Origin of the sequence: Jiangella mangrovi (assembly GCF_014204975.1) — a bacterium.
Lineage (GTDB): Bacteria > Actinomycetota > Actinomycetes > Jiangellales > Jiangellaceae > Jiangella > Jiangella mangrovi.
Genome location: NZ_JACHMM010000001.1, coordinates 5,584,981 through 5,602,382, shown reverse-complemented (window position 1 = coordinate 5,602,382; position 17,402 = coordinate 5,584,981). Strand labels below are relative to the sequence as shown.

Annotated in this window: 15 protein-coding genes; 14 read left to right on the top strand and 1 reads right to left on the bottom strand. The window is 73.5% G+C overall.

Going from position 1 to position 17,402, the window contains the following annotated elements:
- Positions 1 to 32: 32 nt before the first annotated feature.
- The 14 genes from HD601_RS25970 (at position 33) to HD601_RS25905 (ending at position 14,611) form a co-directional block, all read left to right on the top strand.
- The gene (locus HD601_RS25970) at positions 33 to 1,037 is read left to right on the top strand and encodes a LacI family DNA-binding transcriptional regulator (protein WP_184826863.1); all 1,005 of its coding nucleotides are present in this window, start codon (positions 33 to 35) and stop codon (positions 1,035 to 1,037) included.
- A complete protein-coding gene (locus tag HD601_RS25965) occupies positions 1,034 to 1,996 on the top strand; it encodes a carbohydrate ABC transporter permease (protein ID WP_184826861.1) in 963 nt (320 codons plus the stop codon). The genes HD601_RS25970 and HD601_RS25965 overlap by 4 nt, the downstream gene beginning before the upstream one ends.
- Positions 1,993 to 2,829 (top strand): carbohydrate ABC transporter permease, encoded by an 837-nt coding sequence (locus HD601_RS25960; RefSeq protein ID WP_184826860.1) that lies wholly within the window; start codon positions 1,993 to 1,995, stop codon positions 2,827 to 2,829. The genes HD601_RS25965 and HD601_RS25960 overlap by 4 nt, the downstream gene beginning before the upstream one ends.
- A gap of 28 nt (positions 2,830 to 2,857) precedes the next feature.
- Positions 2,858 to 4,162: an ABC transporter substrate-binding protein gene (locus tag HD601_RS25955; protein ID WP_184826858.1), complete on the top strand. Its 1,305-nt coding sequence runs from the start codon at positions 2,858 to 2,860 to the stop codon at positions 4,160 to 4,162.
- Positions 4,162 to 5,118, top strand: a complete 957-nt coding sequence (locus HD601_RS25950; protein WP_184826856.1) for an ADP-ribosylglycohydrolase family protein — start codon at positions 4,162 to 4,164, stop codon at positions 5,116 to 5,118. The genes HD601_RS25955 and HD601_RS25950 overlap by 1 nt, the downstream gene beginning before the upstream one ends.
- Positions 5,115 to 5,366 carry a hypothetical protein gene (locus HD601_RS25945; RefSeq protein WP_184826854.1) on the top strand — a complete coding sequence of 84 codons (252 nt, stop codon included), beginning with the start codon at positions 5,115 to 5,117 and terminating at the stop codon, positions 5,364 to 5,366. Before HD601_RS25950 ends, HD601_RS25945 begins: the two co-directional genes overlap by 4 nt.
- Positions 5,363 to 6,409: an ADP-ribosylglycohydrolase family protein gene (locus tag HD601_RS25940; RefSeq protein ID WP_184826852.1), complete on the top strand. Its 1,047-nt coding sequence runs from the start codon at positions 5,363 to 5,365 to the stop codon at positions 6,407 to 6,409. The genes HD601_RS25945 and HD601_RS25940 overlap by 4 nt, the downstream gene beginning before the upstream one ends.
- A complete protein-coding gene (locus HD601_RS25935; protein WP_184826850.1) occupies positions 6,406 to 7,551 on the top strand; it encodes an ADP-ribosylglycohydrolase family protein in 1,146 nt (381 codons plus the stop codon). The genes HD601_RS25940 and HD601_RS25935 overlap by 4 nt, the downstream gene beginning before the upstream one ends.
- A complete protein-coding gene (locus HD601_RS25930) occupies positions 7,551 to 8,891 on the top strand; it encodes an ADP-ribosylglycohydrolase family protein (RefSeq protein WP_184826848.1) in 1,341 nt (446 codons plus the stop codon). Before HD601_RS25935 ends, HD601_RS25930 begins: the two co-directional genes overlap by 1 nt.
- Before the next feature lie 23 nt (positions 8,892 to 8,914).
- Complete coding sequence (locus tag HD601_RS25925; RefSeq protein ID WP_221441685.1) at positions 8,915 to 9,775, top strand: PfkB family carbohydrate kinase; 861 nt, start codon at positions 8,915 to 8,917, stop codon at positions 9,773 to 9,775.
- Positions 9,775 to 11,697: an SUMF1/EgtB/PvdO family nonheme iron enzyme gene (locus HD601_RS25920; RefSeq protein WP_184826844.1), complete on the top strand. Its 1,923-nt coding sequence runs from the start codon at positions 9,775 to 9,777 to the stop codon at positions 11,695 to 11,697. The genes HD601_RS25925 and HD601_RS25920 overlap by 1 nt, the downstream gene beginning before the upstream one ends.
- Complete coding sequence (locus HD601_RS25915) at positions 11,694 to 12,881, top strand: CoA transferase (RefSeq protein ID WP_184826842.1); 1,188 nt, start codon at positions 11,694 to 11,696, stop codon at positions 12,879 to 12,881. The genes HD601_RS25920 and HD601_RS25915 overlap by 4 nt, the downstream gene beginning before the upstream one ends.
- Complete coding sequence (locus tag HD601_RS25910) at positions 12,878 to 13,756, top strand: HpcH/HpaI aldolase/citrate lyase family protein (RefSeq protein ID WP_184826840.1); 879 nt, start codon at positions 12,878 to 12,880, stop codon at positions 13,754 to 13,756. The genes HD601_RS25915 and HD601_RS25910 overlap by 4 nt, the downstream gene beginning before the upstream one ends.
- A 93-nt stretch (positions 13,757 to 13,849) precedes the next feature.
- On the top strand, positions 13,850 to 14,611 hold the full coding sequence (locus tag HD601_RS25905) for a putative protein N(5)-glutamine methyltransferase (protein WP_184830185.1): 762 nt from the start codon (positions 13,850 to 13,852) through the stop codon (positions 14,609 to 14,611).
- A 63-nt stretch (positions 14,612 to 14,674) separates the two neighbouring features.
- Here the strand turns inward: HD601_RS25905 and HD601_RS25900 are convergent, their stop codons facing one another.
- Complete coding sequence (locus tag HD601_RS25900; protein ID WP_184826838.1) at positions 14,675 to 17,206, bottom strand: M14 family zinc carboxypeptidase; 2,532 nt, start codon at positions 17,204 to 17,206, stop codon at positions 14,675 to 14,677.
- Positions 17,207 to 17,402 lie beyond the last annotated feature (196 nt).

The following is a 17,402-nucleotide window of genomic DNA, read 5'->3' as shown; positions in this document are numbered from 1 at the left end:
TCCAGGTCAGCCGTCCAAGGAGGTGCGACACGATGACGCAGCGTCGCCGGCCGACGATCCACGAGGTCGCCAGGGTCGCCGGGGTCTCGATCTCCTCAGTGTCGCGCGCCCTCAACGGCAACACGTCCAACGCCGACATGCTCGCCCGGGTCAACGCGGCTGTGCAGCAGGTCGGCTACGTGCCGAGCGTCGTCGCGCAGTCGCTGAAGACGCAGCACACCGGGCAGGTCGCGTTCGCCATGGAGGACATCGGCAACGCCGCCTACCTCGAGATGGTGCGCCGCATCCAGCCGACGCTGCGCGACGAGGGCTATCGGCTGCTGCTGCACTCCACCGGCGCCGACGTCGAGGACGAGCTGGGCGTGCTGGCCAGCCTCAGCCAGAACTACGTCGACGGCCTCATCCTCTGCCCGCTGCGGGTCACCGACCGTCACGTCGAGGCGCTGCGGCGGGCCGCGGTCCCCGTCGTCGTCATCGGCCTGCTGCCCGACGACGTCCCCGTCGACAACGTCCGGGCCGACTCCCGGGTCGGCGCGCGGCTGGCGGTCGAGCACCTGGCCGAGGCCGGCGCCCGGCGCATCGCGTTCATCGACGGCCCGCTCGACACCGTCCCCGGCCGGGCCCGCTACGACGGCTTCCGGGCGGGCCTGGAAGCGGCCGGCCTTCACGGCGACGACGCGCTCGTCCGGTTCACCGACTTCCAGTTCGAGGCCGGCCGCCGGACGGCGCTCGAGCTGCTGACCGAGCACCCCGACGTCGACGCCGTGCTGGGCGCCAACGACCTCATCGCCATGGGCGTCCTGCACGCGCTGCGCGAGCTCGGCCGCGACGTCCCCGGCGACGTCCGCGTGGTCGGCATGGACGACACCCCGCTCGCCGCCACCAGCTTCCCGGCGCTGTCCAGCGTGTCGCTCGGCTCGGCCGACCGCGGCCGCCTCGCCGCCGAGCTGCTGCTGCGCCGGCTCGACGGCGACGACGCGCCGCCGGAGCGGGTCACCGTCCCGCCGTCGCTGACCGTCCGGGAGAGCAGCCGATGAGCGCCACCGCCACCGATCAGCGGCCCGACCCCGCGGACACCGCAGCGCAGCCCCGTCGCGCCAAGAACACCCGGCGGAGCTTCCTCGGCCTGGACCGCGACGGCCTGATCCTCGCCGTCCCGGCGCTGATCCCGGTCGTCGTCTTCAGCGTCTACCCGCTGCTGCGCGGCATCTACCTCGGCTTCACCGACGCCCAGGCCGGCGCGAACGCGCAGACCAGCTTCACCGGCCTGGAGAACTACCGGAACCTGCTCGACGACTCCTACTTCTGGGAGTCCTTCCGCATCGGGCTCATCTGGGCCTTCGCGGTGACGATCCTGCAGTTCTTCGCCAGCCTCGGGCTCGCGCTGCTGCTCAACCAGAAGCTGCGGCTGCGCTGGCTGGCCCGCACGCTGGCGCTGGTGCCGTGGGCGATGCCGCCCGTGGTCATCGGCATCATGTGGCGGCTGGTCTACCACCCGAACGCCGGCATCCTCAACGACGTCCTTCTGGACCTGCGCATCATCGACGAGAACGTCGACTGGCTGTCGTCGTTCTCGCTGGCGCTGCCGGCGGTCATCCTGGTCGGCGTCTGGGCCGGCATGCCGCAGACGACGGTGGTGCTGCTGGCCGGACTGCAGAGCGTGCCGAAGGAGCTGCACGAGGCCGCGGCCATGGACGGCGCGAGCGTCTGGCAGCGCTTCCGCAACGTCACCTGGCCGGCCATCAAGCCCGTCGTCGTCGCGATGACGACGCTCGACTTCATCTGGAACTTCAACTCCTTCAGCCTGGTCTACGTCCTGACCCAGGGCGGGCCGGGCGGCGAGACGCGGCTGCCGCTGCTGTTCGCCTACGAGGAGGCGTTCCGCTACGGCAACTACGGCTATGCGGCGGCGCTGGGCAACGCGATGGTCGTGGTGATCGCGGTGTTCGTCGTCTTCTATCTGCGCCAGCGGGTCAGGGAGGCGAACGCCCGATGAACCGCTCGACGCCCGTCGCGACGACGCTGAAGTACCTCGCCCTGGCCGGCTACCTGGTCTTCCTGGCGTTCCCGCTGTTCTGGCTGATCTCGACGGCGCTGAAGACGCCGCAGGAGATCGCGCTGATCGAGCCGACCTGGATCCCGAATAACATCACGTTCGACAACTTCCGGGCCGCGTTCGACGAGCAGCCGATCGTCCGGTCGATCCTCAACACCCTGCTGGTCGCCGGGGTGTCGTGCCTGGTGACGGTGGTGCTGTCGATCCCGGCCGCCTACGTCATGGCGCGCTACCGGTCGGTGCTGAGCCGGATGACGCTGGTGTGGGTGCTGCTCAGCCAGATCTTCCCGTTCATCCTGGTGATCATCCCGCTGTTCCTGCTGCTGCGCGACCTCGGCCTGTACGACACCTACATCGGGCTGATCGCCGTCTACGTCGTCTGGAGCATGCCGTTCGCGCTCTGGATGCTGCGCAGCTACGTCGAGACGATCCCGATCGAGCTCGAAGAGGCCGCGTCCATGGACGGCGCGTCGAAGGTGCGCACGCTGGCGAGCGTCATCGCGCCGCTGCTGGCGCCCGGCGTCGTCGCGGCCGGGCTCTTCGCCTTCGTCTCGGCCTGGAACGAGTTCCTGTTCGCACTCGTGCTGATCCGCGACCCCGAGCTGCAGACGCTCTCGCTGACGCTGGTGAAGTTCATCGGCGCCGAGGGCGTGGCCCGGCTCGGCCCGCTGGCGGCGGCGTCGCTCGTCGCCACCATTCCCAGCCTGATCTTCTTCGCCTTCATGCAGCGCCGGCTCACCGGCGGGCTGCTCGGCGGAGCCGTCAAGTCCTGACCCAGGACCTCGAAGAGGAGGACACCCCATGCGTTCGATTCGATTCGTCGCCCTCGCGGCCGTCACGGGCCTGGTGCTCGCGGCCTGCGGCGGAGGTGACGACGAGACCGGCTCCGGCGACGACGGCGGCAGCGGCGGCGAGCCCGTCGAGCTGAGCTTCCAGACGCTGGCCTGGCAGACCGCGAGCGTCGAGGCCAACGAGGCCATCGTCGCGGCCTGGAACGAGGCCAACCCGGACATCCAGGTCGAGCTGATCCAGGGCGACTGGAACAACGTGCACGACCAGCTGATGACGTCGTTCGAGGGCGGCACCGCGCCGGACGTGTTCCACTACGAGTCCACCGTGCTCCAGGACTTCGGCGACCGCGGCAACGTCCTCGACCTCGCGGAGTACCTGTCCGACGAGATCCGCGACGACATCCGCGCGGGCGCCTGGGACACCGCGACGTTCGACGAGGCGGTCTACGGTGTCCCGTTCCTGCAGGAGTCGCAGGTCGTGTTCGCCAACCGCAAGCTGCTCGAGGCGGCCGGCGTCACGCTGCCGACCGTCGACGACCCGTGGACCTGGGACGAGTTCGCCGACGTCTCCGCGCAGCTCACCACGGACGGCCAGTTCGGCGCCGTCGTCCCGCTGAACGCGCCGGCCAACCGCATCCTCAACCTGGCCCGCAACTTCGGCGGCGACTACTTCACCGACCTGACCGGCGAGGTGCAGGCGGTCTTCGACGAGGCCGACCAGGAGGTGCCGCGGCGCATCCACGAGATGCTCTACACCGACAACTCCGCCTCGCCCGACGGCATCGGCATGTCGTCGGCCGACGCGCTGCCCGGCTTCTTCGCCGGCCAGTACGCGATGCTGCCCGGCGCGATCTGGCTGCGGCAGCAGATCATCGAGCAGGCGCCCGACGGGTTCGACTGGGTGACGCTGCCGGCGCTCGAGGGCGAGAGCAGCGCGCAGGGCGCCGTCAGCCAGACCCTCTCCGTCTCGGCCGAGACCGAGCACCCGGAGGAGGCCGTGCAGTTCATCGAGTACTTCCTCAACGCCGAGAACCAGGTCCAGCTCGCCGCCGGCGACTGGCTGCTGCCGACCAGCCAGGAGGCCGCCCAGAGCCCGGAGCTCAACGACCCCGCCACCGGCTGGGACGTGGCGACCGCGACCGCCGAGAACCTGGAGATGGCGCCGTTCCAGCAGGTCAAGGGGTTCGAGGAATGGAAGTCGCGGATCGCCAACCCGGCGTTCCAGGAGTACTTCAGTGACCAGATCTCGCTGGAGGACCTCGGCGCCAAGCTGGTCGACGAGGGCAACGCGGTCCTCGAGCGCTACCAGCGCTGATGAGGGACCGCGCGAGGGGGTGCCTGGTCGGGCTCGCCATCGGCGACGCCATGGGCGCCCCCGCGGAGAACCTGACGGCCGAGGAGATCCACGCACGGTGGGGCCCGGTGACGGGGTTCCTCACCGACCGGCCGTCGGGTACGGACGACACCGAGTACGCGGCGTTCAGCGCGCTGCTGCTGCTCGAGCACGGGGCCGCGCTGACCAGCGAGGACGTCGCCGACGCGTGGGTCACGCACCTGGCCGGCCGTGACGGCGGGTTCCCTGGCGCGGGGTTCAGCGAGCTGGGCACCATCGAGAACCTGCGGGCGGGGCTGCGGCCACCGGCCAGCGGCCGGCACCTGCACTCGTGGAGCGACGGCCTGGCCATGCGGTCCGCGGTGCACGGGGTGTACGCGGCCGGCGACCCGGCGCTGGCCGGTCGACTGGCCGCCGTCGACGGCGCCGTCAGCCACTCCGGCGAGGGTGTGTACGCCGGGGTCGCGGTGGCTGCGGCTGTCGCCGTCGCGATGACCGGTCCCGCGTCGGCGGGCGAGGTGGCGGCGGCCGCGCTGGACGCCGTCCCCGAGGACTCGTGGACGGCGCGGTCGCTGCGTGCGGGGATGGATCATGCCGGGGACGTGCCCGCGCTGCTCGACGCCGTCGTGGTCCGGTCGTATCCGTGGACGGATCTCGCGCCCGAGGCGGTGGCGCTGGCGTTCGGCGCTTTCCTGGCCGCGTCCGGTGGGTTTGCCGCCGCGGTGACGGGCGCAGTTTCCATGGGCCGCGACGCCGACACGACGGCGGCCATTGCCGGCGCGCTGGCGGGGGCTTACGGCGGCCTGGACGCGGTGCCGGCGGAGTGGCGGTCGCAGATCGGGCCGGTGACCGGCCGCTGCCTGGGCGAGGTGGTGGCCGGGCTGCGCCCGCTCGACCTCGCCGACCGGCTGGCCGACCACCTGGAGGACGTGTCATGAGGGAACGGCAGGACTGGCCGGGAGCTGCCCGCCGCCGCGGCACCGGCACCGAGTTGATCATGGAGAAGGTCGGGTCGAACCGCGATCGGGGGCCGACTTTCTCCATGATCAATATGGGAGCGGTCGTCGTCGTGGTGGCGCCGCGACTCGGGGTGGGCACCGACAGCGCCGGAAAGGCGGGCCGGGCCCGCGCGGCGGTGCGGCTCGGAACGGAAGCCGCGGTAGTCCGGCGGAAGGCGGGCTCGTGAGCGACCGGAACGACCGCATCGCCGGAGCGCTGCTCGGGCTGGCCATCGGCGACGCCGCGGGCTGGCCCGCGGCGCGGCACCGCTCGCTGCTGCTGCCGCCGTGGACCCGCCGCCTGTACCGCGAGCTGGACGCGTTCGCCGAGACCGAGCAGGTGACGACGCTGCCGGTGCCGTTCGCGCTCAACCAGCCGACGGCGCCGCTGCGGCTGGGCCCCGGCGACGACGCCGAGTGGGCGGCCTGGACGCTGCGCCGGCTCGGCGACGGTGACGGCCCGCTGACCCGCACCGGCGTGCACGCCTGGTGGCGGTCCGCCGTCGTGGACGGGACGCTGCCGCGCGGGCGCATCAGCGTCGCCACCGCGGCCGACGCGCTGCGCCGCGACGTCGAGCCGCCGGTCACCGGGCACGACAACCCGCACCACTTCGACGACGCCGCGGCGGTCCGGGCGGTCGCGATCGGCCTCGTCGCGGCCGACCCCGCCCAGGCGGCCCGAGCGGCCGGCTGGGACGCCGAGGTCACGAACGACGGCGACGGGCTCGCGGCCGCGCGGGCGGTCGCCGGGACGATCGCCCGACTGGTCCGCGGTGAGCCGCTCGCCGACGCCTGGGCGGCGGCCGCTGCTGACGACGTGCCGGCGGACGGGCTACTCGCGACGACGGTGTCGCGGGCACTCGCACTGACCTTGGAGGCGGAGACCGCGGCCGACGCCGTCGCCGTCCTCGACGACATCGTCGACCACGTCTACAGCTACGGCGTCGCCGCGGCCCAGACGGTCGCCGTCGCCGTCGCGCTGGCGCACGCCGCCGAGCGGGGCGGGGAGCGGCCGATCGCCGCCGTCACCGCGGCCGCCTGCCTGCCCACCTTGGCCGACAGCGCACCCGCGCTGACCGGCGCACTGACCGGAGCGGTGCACGGGCTGAGCGCGCTCCCCACGACCTGGGTCGAGCGGTGCCGGCGACTCGCCGGCTGCTGCTCACCCGATCTGGCCGGCCTCGACCTGGTCGAGCTGGCAGGCTCCATCAAGGAAAGGACGATCCATTGAGTAGCGACGCACTCATCGATACCGCGGTCGGGTGCCTGACGGGAGCCGCCGTCGGCGACGCGCTCGGTGGTGCGACGGAGGGCTGGTCGCCGCGGCAGATCCGGGACCGCTGGGGCGGCTGGGTCGAGGGCATCGTCCCGCCGTACCACGAGGACTGGCGCACCGCGCGGCCCATCGCGCCGTACCACAAGGGCGACGGCCACGTCACCGACGACACCTTGATGACGCACCTCGTCGTCGACGTGTACGAGCAGGCCGAGGCGCACCTGACGGCGTACGACGTCGCCGAGCGGCTGGTCCCGCTGATGATCGGCCGCAAGGTCTGGATCCCCGAGCTCGAGGCCGAGGCGCTGCCGTTGCAGCGGGTGTTCCTGGCCGAGAAGTTCATGGCCCTGCGGCTGCACTGGGGGCACGCCGACCCGCGTGAGGCCGGCGTCGGCAACGCGGTGAACTGCGGCGCCGCCATGTACATCGCGCCGGTCGGCATCGTCAACGCCGCCGACCCGGACGCCGCGTACGCCGAGGCCGTCGACGTCGCTGGGGCGCACCAGGCGTCCTACGGCCGCGAGGCCGCCGGTGTCATGGCCGCCTGCGTGGCCGCCGCGGCGGCGCCCGGTGCGACGGTGGACGACGTGCTGGCCGCGGCCGTGCGGCTGGCGAAGGACGGGACGCGGGTCGGCATCGAGGCCGTGCTCGACACTGCGGCCTCCATCGGGCACTGGACCGAGGCGGTCGAGTCCGGGAAGCTGCGGGCCGCGATCGCGCCGTACGACACCGTCGGCGAGGACTACCGCGACCAGGGTCTGGGCGCCCGGCGGCCGAGCCGCGTGCACACCATCGAGGAGCTGCCGGTCGCGCTGGGGCTGCTGGCGATCGCGCGCGGCGACTGGCGCGACGCCGTCATCGGCGGCGTCAACTACGGCCGCGACTCCGACTCGATCGCGTCGATGGCCGGGGCGATCGCGGGCGCGCTCGGCGGCGCGGCCGCCGTCCCCGCCGAGCTGGTGACGGCGGTCGCTTCGGCCAGCCGGGTCGACCTCGTCGGTCCGGGGGAGCGGCTGGCCGCGGTGACGGCGCGGGTGCGCGCGGCCGACGCGGCCCGGCGCGAGGCCGTCGACCACGCGTTCGGCGGGCTGGCCTGATGCGGCTGACCTGGGTGCAGCCGGAGGACCTGGTCGGGCACGCGTTCGCGCAGGCCGTCGAGGACGGCGTCGACGTCGCCGACCTGCGCTCGCGCTGGGTCGCGGCCGGCGGCGACGACGCGCCGGTGCGGACGGGGGCGTCGGACGTCCCGGCGACGGAGGAACTGCGGGCGCTGGCGGCGGAGCTGCTGGACGAGGTCGACGCGCGGCCGTCGCCGTACGACGCGTCTGAGCCGACGGATCTCGCCTCGCTGCGAACGGCCTGGACGACGGGGAAGCCGTCGGTCCCCGCGGAGTTCGACCGCGTTCACGGCGCCTGGCTGGGCCGGGCCGCGGGCTGCCTGCTCGGCAAGCCGGTCGAGAAGGTGTCGCGGGCGGGGATCCGCGAGATCCTCGAGGCGACCGGCCGCTGGCCGCTGACCGACTGGTTCACGGCGCGGGGCCTGCCCGACGACGTCGCCGCCCGCTGGCCGTGGAACCGGCGTAGCGCGCTGACCAGCCTGGCCGAGAACATCGACGGCATGCCCGAGGACGACGACCTCAACTTCCCGATGCTCAACCTCGCGCTGCTGGAGACCCGGGGCGCGGCCTTCACCACAGCAGACGTCGCGGAGAGCTGGCTGGCGTCGCTGCCGGCCGGGCGGGTGTTCACCGCCGAGCGGGTCGCCTACCGCAACCTGCTGCTCGGCCACCTGCCGCCGGCGACGGCGACGGTGCGCAACCCGTTCCGCGACTGGATCGGCGCGCAGATCCGCGGCGACGTGTTCGGCTGGGCCCGGCCCGGCGACCCCGCCGGCGCGGCCGAGCTCGCCTGGCGCGACGCCGTCCTCAGCCACACCCGCAACGGCGTGTACGGCGAGCTGTTCGTGGCCGCGGCCTGCGCGTCGTCGCTGGTCGCTACCTCCGTCGACGAGGTGCTGGACGCAGGGCTGTCGGTCGTGCCGCCGTCGTCGCGCTACGCCGAGGCAGTGCGGTTCGCGCGCGCTCTTCCCGCTCAGCACGACGGTGACTGGGAGGCCGTCGTCGACGCGATCGAGGCGCGCTACGGGCACCTGCACTGGGTGCACGTGCTCAACAACGTCGCGCTCGTGGTGGCGGCGCTGGTGCACGGCGCCGGCGACTACGAACGCTCCATCACGGCCGTCGTCAGCGGCGGCTGGGACACCGACTCCAACGGCGCCACCGTCGGCTCGATCGCCGGTGCCCTGACCGGCGCCGACGCCCTGCCGCGGCGCTGGATCGCGCCGCTGCGCAACCGGATCACGACGACGCTGGCCGGGTTCGACGGCATCGGCTTCGACGAGCTGGCCCGCCGGACCGTGGCGGTGAGCGCGTCGTGATCGCGGTCCTGGGCAGCGCGAACATGGACCTCGTCGTGACCGTCGACCGCGCGCCCGGTCGCGGCGAGACCGTCACCGGCCGCACGTACGACACCGTGCCCGGCGGCAAGGGCGCGAACCAGGCCCTGGCGGCGGCCCGGGCGGGCGCCGACGTCGCGTTCCTCGGCGCCGTGGGCGACGACGACTTCGGCCTCCGCATCACCGCCCTGCTCTCCGCCGACGGCGTCGACGTGTCCGGCCTCGTGGTGAGCGACCGGCCGACGGGGACCGCGCACATCACCGTCGACGGCGACGGCGACAACTCGATCGTCGTCGTGCCGGGCGCCAACGGGACCGTGACGGAGCTGACAGACGCGCACCGGGCGGTGATCGACGCCGCGGACGCGGTGCTGCTGCAGCTGGAACTGCCGCTGGCCCTGGTGACGGAGGCGGCGCGCTACGCGCACGAGCGCGGCGTACGCGTCGTGCTGACCCCGGCGCCCGCCGTCCCCCTTCCGGAGGAGCTGCTGGCCGCGGTCGACGTCCTGGTGCCGAACGAGCACGAGGCGGCGCTGCTGACGGGCGACGGCGACCCCGTGACGGCGGCGCGCTCGCTGGCCGCGCGCGGCGGCGACGTCGTCGTGACGCTGGGGGCACGCGGCGCCGTGCGGGTGTCCGGTGAGTCGACGACGCAGGTCGCGGCGTTCGCCGTCGCCGCCGTCGACACCACCGCGGCCGGCGACACGTTCGCCGGGGTCCTCGCCGCCGGCCTGGCGTCGGGCCTGGAGTGGCCGGCGGCTCTGCGGCGGGCGTCGGCGGCGGCCGCGCTGTCCGTGCAGCGGCCGGGCGCGTCGTCGTCCATGCCGAGCCGGGCCGAGATCGACGCGTTCCTGTCGGAGGACTGATGCTGAACCCGTACGTGCCGCGACCGATCGACCGCGAGACGGCGGTGCCGCTGGACCCGGCCGCCGACCTGTCGGTGCTGGACGAGGCGAAGATCTTCGCCGCACCCGACGACCCCGCCGACTGGCCGGCCTGGCGGGCCGCGCTTCGGCGGTGGCGGACCGAGGCGCGGGAGCGGGTCGGGTACGACGGCGCGCGCTACGGCGTCGAGCGGACCGACGGGTTCGTCGTCGCGCTGGCCTGGCTCTGGGACGAGCTGCTCTACGACCACGCGACCGGCCGGTTCGACGTCGACGGCTACCTCGCGGCGGCCGAGCGCGACTTCGGCGGGTTCGACGGCGTCGTCCTCTGGCACGCCTACCCGAACGAGGGCATCGACGAGCGGGACCAGTTCGCCTTCTTCGACGTGCCCGAGCTGCCGGATGTCGTCGCGCGGTTCCAGGCCGCCGGCGTGCGGGTGTTCGTGTCGTACTACCCGTGGGAGGAGTCCTCACCTGCGGCGGTGGTCGAGCTGGTCGAGCGGCTGGGCGCCGACGGCGTCTTCCTCGACAGCTCCAAGGAGGGCTCGACGGCGATCCGGACGGCGCTGGACGTGCTGCGGCCGGGCCTGGCCATGGAGGGCGAGTCGCGGCTGCCGCTGGCCCGCGTGCACGACCACACGATGTCGTGGGCGCAGTGGTTCGCCGACTCGCCGGTGCCGGGCGTGCTGCGGGCCACCTGGTTCGAGCGGCGGCACGTGCTGCACCACACCCGCCGCTGGCATCACAGCCACCTCGAGGAGCTGCAGTCGGCCTGGCTGAACGGCTCCGGGATGCTGGTGTGGGAGACGGTGTTCGGCGTCTGGGTCGGCTGGAGCGCGCGCGACCGGTCGCTGCTGCGCTCGATGCGCCGGGTGCAGCGCGAGTACCGCGCCTGGCTGCAGAGCGAGGACTGGACGCCGCTGGCCGACCACCCGGGCGACGGCGCTCCCGTGTACGCGTCTCGCTGGGTGCACGACGGCGTCGCACTGTGGACCGTCGTGAACCGCGGCGACCAGGAGTGGTCCGGCCCCTGGTTGACGACGGACGTGGTCGCGCCCGGGATGGCGTTCACGGAGCTGACGACCGGTGTCGCACTGGACGTGTTCAAGGACGACGCCGGGCGGACGGTGATCGGCGGCCGGCTGCCCGCGGGCGGCGTGGCGGCGGTGCTGGCCGCGACGGTCGCCGCGGGTGACACCGTCGTCGACGAGGACCGGGAGTTTCCGCTGCGGCCGGCCACGCGTGTCCCCGCCCCCGCGGCCGCAGCTGACGCCGTCCCGCCGGGAATGGTGCGGGTCGACGGCGGCGGGTACGACCTGGTCGTGCGCTACCGGATCCGCGAGACCGGCCTCTACGACGAGGCTCCGTACGTCGACGAGTGGAAGCCGCTGCCGCCGCGACTGCACGCCGCCGGCACGGCGCACCGACGGGCGGAGCTGGCGCCGTTCGCCGTCGGCCGGACCGAGGTCACGAACGACGAGTTCGCCGCGTTCCTGTCCGCGACCGGCTACCGGCCCGTGCGGGCCGAGCGGTTCCTGGCGCACTGGGCCGAGCGGCGCGGGTCCGACCCCGTCACCCATGTCGACCTCGCCGACGCCCGCGCGTACGCCGCGTGGGCCGGGCTGCGGCTGCCGACCGAGGACGAGTGGCAGGTGGCGGGGGAGGCGGGGCTGCTCTCGCGCGGCGCGCCCGCCGTCTGGAACCTCACCGAGAGCGAGCACACCGACGGCCGCACCCGGTTCCTGATCCTCAAGGGCGGGTCGGCCTTCGTGCCGACGGGGTTGGACTGGTACTTCGACGGCGGCGAGCGGGCGCCGTCGTTCTCGGCCAAGTACCTGCTGATGGGCGCGGGGCTGGACCGGTCGCCGTCGGTCGGCTTCCGCTGCGCGGTGGGGTTGTCGTGACGGGGCCGCTGGCAGGGCTGCGGGTCGTCGACGCCGCGACGCTGTTCGCCGGGCCGCTCGCGGCCATGCACCTCGGCGACATGGGCGCCGACGTCGTCAAGGTCGAGCACCCGCGCCGGCCGGACCCGTCGCGGGGCCACGGGCCGGCGAAGGACGGGCAGAACCTGTGGTGGAAGACGCTCGGCAGGAACAAGCGGACGATGACGCTGGATCTCTCGCACGAGCGCGGGCAGGAGGTGTTCCGGCGGCTGGCGCGCGAGTCCGACGTCGTCATCGAGAACTTCCGGCCGGACACGCTGGAGCGGTGGAACCTGGGGTACTCCGACTTGTCGGCAGGGAATCCGGGGCTGGTGCTGGCCCGCGTGACCGGGTTCGGGCAGGTCGGGCCCTACCGGCGGCGGCCCGGGTTCGGCACGCTGGCCGAGGCGATGAGCGGGTTCGCCGCCATGACCGGTGAGCCCGACGGCCCGCCGACGCTGCCGCCGTTCGGGCTGGCCGACGGCATCACGGCGCTGGCGACGGCCTTCGCCGTGACGTCCGCGCTGCACGCGCGGGCGGCGAGCGGGCGGGGGCAGGTGGTCGACCTCGCGATCCTCGAGCCGATGCTGTCGGTGCTCGGGCCGCAGATCACCCGCTGGGACCAGCTCGGCACCGTCCAGCCGCGCACCGGCAACCGGTCGGCCAACAACGCGCCGCGCAACACCTACCGGTGCGCCGACGGCCAGTGGGTCGCGGTGTCGACCAGCTCGCAGAGCATCGCCGAGCGGGTCATGCGCCTGGTCGGGCGGCCCGACGTCATCGACGAGCCCTGGTTCGCGACGGGGTCCGGTCGCGCCGAGCACGTCGAGGAGCTGGACGCGGCGGTGGCGGCGTGGGTGTCGGTGCGTTCTCGTGACGAGGTGGTCGCGGAGTTCGAGCGGGTGGAGGCGGCGGTCGCCCCGATCTACGATGCGGCGGACATCGTCACCGACCCGCAGCTGGACGCGTTGGGGACGGTGGTGCGCGTCGATGATCCGGACTTCGGTGAGGTCGCGATGCAGAACGTGCTGTTCCGGCTGTCCGAGACGCCGGGGTCCGTGCGGTGGACCGGGCGTGCGCACGGCGCCGACACATCTGATTTACTGAGTGAACTCGGTTATTCATTGGATGAAATCGCCTCGCTCCGCTCCGAGGGAGTCGTATGAGCCTCGTCCTGACGCTCCTGTACGTGCCCGCCGATCGCCCCGACCGTGCCGTCAAGGCGCTGGCGTCGTCCGCCGACGTCGTGATCCTGGACCTCGAGGACGCGGTGGCGCCGTCGGCGAAGGACACCGCGCGGTCGGCGGTCGAGCCGGTGCTCGCTGGTGTGGACGGTCGTGACGTGCAGGTGCGCGTCAACGCGCCGTCGACGCCGTGGGGCGTTGCCGACCTGGAGCTCCTCGCCGGGCTGCCGCCGTCGGTGTCGGTGCGGGTGCCGAAGGTGTCGTCGCCGGACGACGTGGCGTCGGTGCGGTCGGTCGCGGGGGACCGGCCGGTGCACGTGCTGCTCGAGACCGCGGCCGGCGTCGAGGCGGCGTACGCGATCGCGTCGGCCCCGGGGGTGGCGTCGATCGGGCTGGGTGAGGCCGACCTCGCATCCGACCTGGGACTGTCCGGTCCGGGCGTCTCCGAGGGGCTCGACTGGTGCCGGCAGCGGCTCGTGGTCGCCGCCCGGGCCGCCGGTCTGCCCGCGCCGGCCATGGCGGTCTGGACCGACCTCGCCGACGGTGCCGGGCTGGCCGCCTCGTGCGTGCGCGGCCGCGGGCTGGGCTTCGTCGGGCGGGCCGCGATCCACCCCCGGCAGCTCCCCGTCATCGAGGCCGCCTTCCGTCCTTCGGCGGCCGAGATCGCCGCCGCCACCGAGGTCGTCGAGGCCATGGACGCGGCGACGGCGGCCGGCTCCGGCACCGCCGTCCTCCCCGGCGGCCGCTTCGTCGACGTCGCCATGGTCGAGCAGGCCCGCCGCGTCCTGGAGCTGGCTGCCCGCACCACCCCCGTCGCCGCTCCCACCCCGACCGCTCCCACCCCGACCCGAAGTTGATCTTGGAGTTCTTCGGCAATTCCGGTCCGGAATGTCCGATGGATGGCCGAACAGCTCCAAGATCAACTCGGTGGGTAGGGTGGCGGTGTGGTGGTGGACGACGGGGTCGTCGCGCGGTTGCGGGCGGCGGGGTGCGTGTTCGCCGAGGACGAGGCCCGGCTGATCCGCGAGACCGCGTCGACGCCGGCCGAGGTGGAGCGCATGGTCGAGCGCCGGGTCGCCGGCGAGCCGCTCGAGCACGTCCTCGGATGGGCCGAGTTCGCCGGCTTGCGCGTCGAGGTCGACCCGGGCGTGTTCGTGCCGCGGCACCGCAGCGAGCTCCTCGTCACCACGGCCCGGCAGCACGTGCGCCGAGGTTCGGTGCTCGTCGATCTGTGTTGCGGGACGGGGGCGCTCGGGCTCGCCGCCACCCGCGGTCTCGACGGCGTCGAGCTGCACGCCGCCGACCTCGACCCTGCCACCGTCGCGTGCGCGCGCCGCAACATCGGACCGGCCGGCCACGTCCACCAGGGCGACCTGTTCGACGCGCTGCCGCCGGACCTCGCGGGCACCGTCGATGTCCTGCTGGCCAGCCCGCCCTACGTGCCGACGGCGGCCATCGCGTTCATGCCGCCCGAGGCCCGCGACCACGAGCCGCGCATCGCCCTCGACGGCGGCGGCGACGGGCTCGACCTCGTCCGCCGCATCGCCGCCGGCGCCCCGCACTGGCTGCGCGACGACGGCGGCGTCCTCCTCCTGGAGCTGAGCGCCGCCCAGGCCACGGCCGCCGCCGACGCCGTCGAGCAGGCCGGGCTCACCGCAAGTACCACCCACGACGACGAGTGGGACGCCACCGTCGTCACCGGGCTCGCCTGACGCAGAGAAACGGGGAGTCGTCACCTCCGCAGCGAGTGACGACTCCCCGCACGGACCAGGTCGCTACTGCCAGAGGGCGTTCGCGACCTGCGGGAACAGGCCTTCCGGATGCGAGCGGTACAGCGGCTCGGTGGCGAACAGCGTGACGTCGGCGCCGCCGGCCACGCCGCTGACGACGACCGGCTGCCCGGCCGCGGCCTCCGACCCGATCCAGTGCCCGGCCAGGACGAAGCCCTCGCCGCCGAGGCGCTGGTCGACCCGGACCCCGGCGCCCAGGTCGGTGAAGTGCCGCGGCGAGCTGACGAACGACGACGGCGAAGCGTCACTGGTCACGGGCGAGGCCGGGTCGTTGACCACGGCGACGATGCCGTTGGCGTCGCTGCGCGCCGGGACCGCCGACACCGGCAGCAGTGCCGCCCGCGAGTTGAACGTGACGCCGCCGGCGCCGCGGCCGACGATGGCCCCGCCGGCCGCTCGCCAGGCTGTGAACTCCGCCTGCCGGGTGGCGTCGAGCTGCAGCGGGTTGAACCCGGTGGTGGACACGTAGAGCGCGTCGAAGTCGTCGAACGTGTAGGTGCCGCCGTTGAACCCGGCCGCGGTCACGTTCGTGGTCGCGAAGCCCATGCGGGCCAGCGCGTGCAGCTCGTCGGCCGAGGCACTCGTCCCGACCCGATCGACGCCGACGGGGACGGCTCCGCGGACCGCGCCGGCCGACAGCGCCGAGAACTCGATGCCGTAGACGGCGGCCGCCTGCTCGACCAGCGTGCGCGCCGACCCCGGCACCGTGAACAGCCCGGCCGTCGTCCGCCGCACCGTCACGTCGGCGTCGACGAACGCGTTGACCGCCTGGATGCCGGCCAGCGTGTCGGCGCTGAACCCGTAGTGCGCGGGCCGCCCGGGCGCCACGTACCCCGTCGGCGCCACCGCGTCGATCTCCGACAGTGCGCGGGTCTCGAGCGAGCCGCCCGCCGGCACCACCACCGTCGTCGCGCCCCAGAGCGAGCCCTGGCTCCACGCGGAGATGTCGTACATGGTCGGGAAGTTCGTGGTGACGTCGCGGCCGACGTCCAGGATCGTGTTGGCCAGGCCGCGCTTGGCCTGGAACATGTCGACCACGTACGAGCCGGCCGGGTAGACCGTGCCGCCCGCGGTGAACGGCCGCCGCGCCTGGTGCACCTCGACGTCGTTGTCGAGGAGGAACTGCGCCAGTCGCGCGGCGGCCGCGTCTCCGCGGCGCTCGGGCTGGATGACGTAGGCCCGCGGGTAGTCCTGCAGGAACGTCTCCTTGTTCGCGCCGAGCGCGAGCGACAGGGCGAGTCCGTCGTCGATGGGCCGCGACGACTCGCCCGCCTCGCCGCGCCGGAAGATCTCCAGCTGGTCGGCGAGCAGGCTCATCCGGTTCTCGTGCGCCCAGGCGAAGTTCCCCTCGATGGTGGCCCGGGCGACGGCGGTGTTGACGCGGGTGCGCTCGTGCCGCTGCTCCGGCGTCAGGGTGGCGCCCCGCGGGTTCAGCGGGATCTCGACGGTGTGCCCGACGGCGCCGTGGTACATCGCGTACATCGGCGTGAAGATCGGCGGCCAGTCGTCCCAGCCCGTGTCGTAGTCCCGCCACGGGATGTCGGCCGCGGTGACCTCCGGCTCGCCGAGGGCCAGGACGGCCTCCTCCATGGCCAGGGCGTTGCGGATGGCCTGGCGGATGTAGAGGTCGTACTCGTAGTTCTCGCCGTGCGGGCCGGTGGTCGGCTCGATCAGCGTCGGGTTGACGTAGCCGTGCTCGTCGAGCATGGTCAGCGGCTCGTAGCGGATCAGCTGGGCGCGGACGGCGCGCGACTCCGGCTGCGAAGCGGTGATGTAGTCGCGGTTGATGTCGAACCCGTTGCCGTTGGGGCGGACGCCGGCGATGCGGCCGTCCGGGTTGTTCGACACGACGACGGCGATGACGTGCTGGTCGAGCAGCTCCACGACCTCGGGGTCGTCGGAGAACGCCAGCCGGTCGAGCGCCTGCAGCGCGCCGTCGGTGCCCTCCCACTCGTTGCCGTGGATGTTGTTGTTGACGAACAGCGGCGACTTCCAGTCGTCGTACTCGCCGGCCTGCATGGCGGCGATCGCGGCGTCGGGGTCCTCGGTGCGCAGGTCCGAGAGCCGCTGCCACTCCGTCCAGTCCGCGTCGGTCATGGGCGACGTGACGACGACGAGGTGCAGGTCGCGCCCGCCCGCGGACTGGCCGATGATCTCGACGCTGACCCGGTCGCTCTCCTGCAGCGCGCGCAGCCTCGGCGCGAACTCGTGGTACGGCACGAGGTTCATCGGGATCGAGGCGTCGTTCGGGTTCACCGGCACGTCGACGATGACGTCGTTGCGTGGCTTGCCGGGCAGGTCCGCCGTCGCCGCGACGGAGGACGGCGAGCGCAGTGCGGCGCCGAGCGAGGGCAGGTCGACCGACGGCGTGATGGACGACGGCGCCGAGCGGTCCTCGGGCTCGCGCACCGTCGTCGGCGGCGCGAGCGTGTCCTCGGGAGCGGCCGGCGCGGAGAGCGCGACGGACAGCGTGAGCAGCCCGGCGAGGCCGGCTGCGGGCAGCGTGCGAGTCCACATGAGGCGGCCCCTGGAAGACGTGGGCGGGCGGAGGTGCTGGTCATCCTGTCGCCTCGGCCGCGCGGTGACAAGAGGTTGCGGCGAGCAAGATCCGTCCGGTATGGGCCGGACGCCCCGGTTGATTTCTCCTGATTCAGGGTGACAAGACGGGCCGACTTCCCGTCAAGCCTTCCAATCGAGGCGAAAACGCACATAG

Coding starts and splice junctions, on each gene's coding strand:
- HD601_RS25970 (WP_184826863.1), top strand. CDS start 33: ATGACGCAGCGTCGCCGGCCGACGATCCACGAGGTCGCCAGGGTCGCC.
- HD601_RS25965 (WP_184826861.1), top strand. CDS start 1,034: ATGAGCGCCACCGCCACCGATCAGCGGCCCGACCCCGCGGACACCGCA.
- HD601_RS25960 (WP_184826860.1), top strand. CDS start 1,993: ATGAACCGCTCGACGCCCGTCGCGACGACGCTGAAGTACCTCGCCCTG.
- HD601_RS25955 (WP_184826858.1), top strand. CDS start 2,858: ATGCGTTCGATTCGATTCGTCGCCCTCGCGGCCGTCACGGGCCTGGTG.
- HD601_RS25950 (WP_184826856.1), top strand. CDS start 4,162: ATGAGGGACCGCGCGAGGGGGTGCCTGGTCGGGCTCGCCATCGGCGAC.
- HD601_RS25945 (WP_184826854.1), top strand. CDS start 5,115: ATGAGGGAACGGCAGGACTGGCCGGGAGCTGCCCGCCGCCGCGGCACC.
- HD601_RS25930 (WP_184826848.1), top strand. CDS start 7,551: ATGCGGCTGACCTGGGTGCAGCCGGAGGACCTGGTCGGGCACGCGTTC.
- HD601_RS25925 (WP_221441685.1), top strand. CDS start 8,915: ATGGACCTCGTCGTGACCGTCGACCGCGCGCCCGGTCGCGGCGAGACC.
- HD601_RS25920 (WP_184826844.1), top strand. CDS start 9,775: ATGCTGAACCCGTACGTGCCGCGACCGATCGACCGCGAGACGGCGGTG.
- HD601_RS25910 (WP_184826840.1), top strand. CDS start 12,878: ATGAGCCTCGTCCTGACGCTCCTGTACGTGCCCGCCGATCGCCCCGAC.
- HD601_RS25900 (WP_184826838.1), bottom strand. CDS start 17,206: ATGTGGACTCGCACGCTGCCCGCAGCCGGCCTCGCCGGGCTGCTCACG.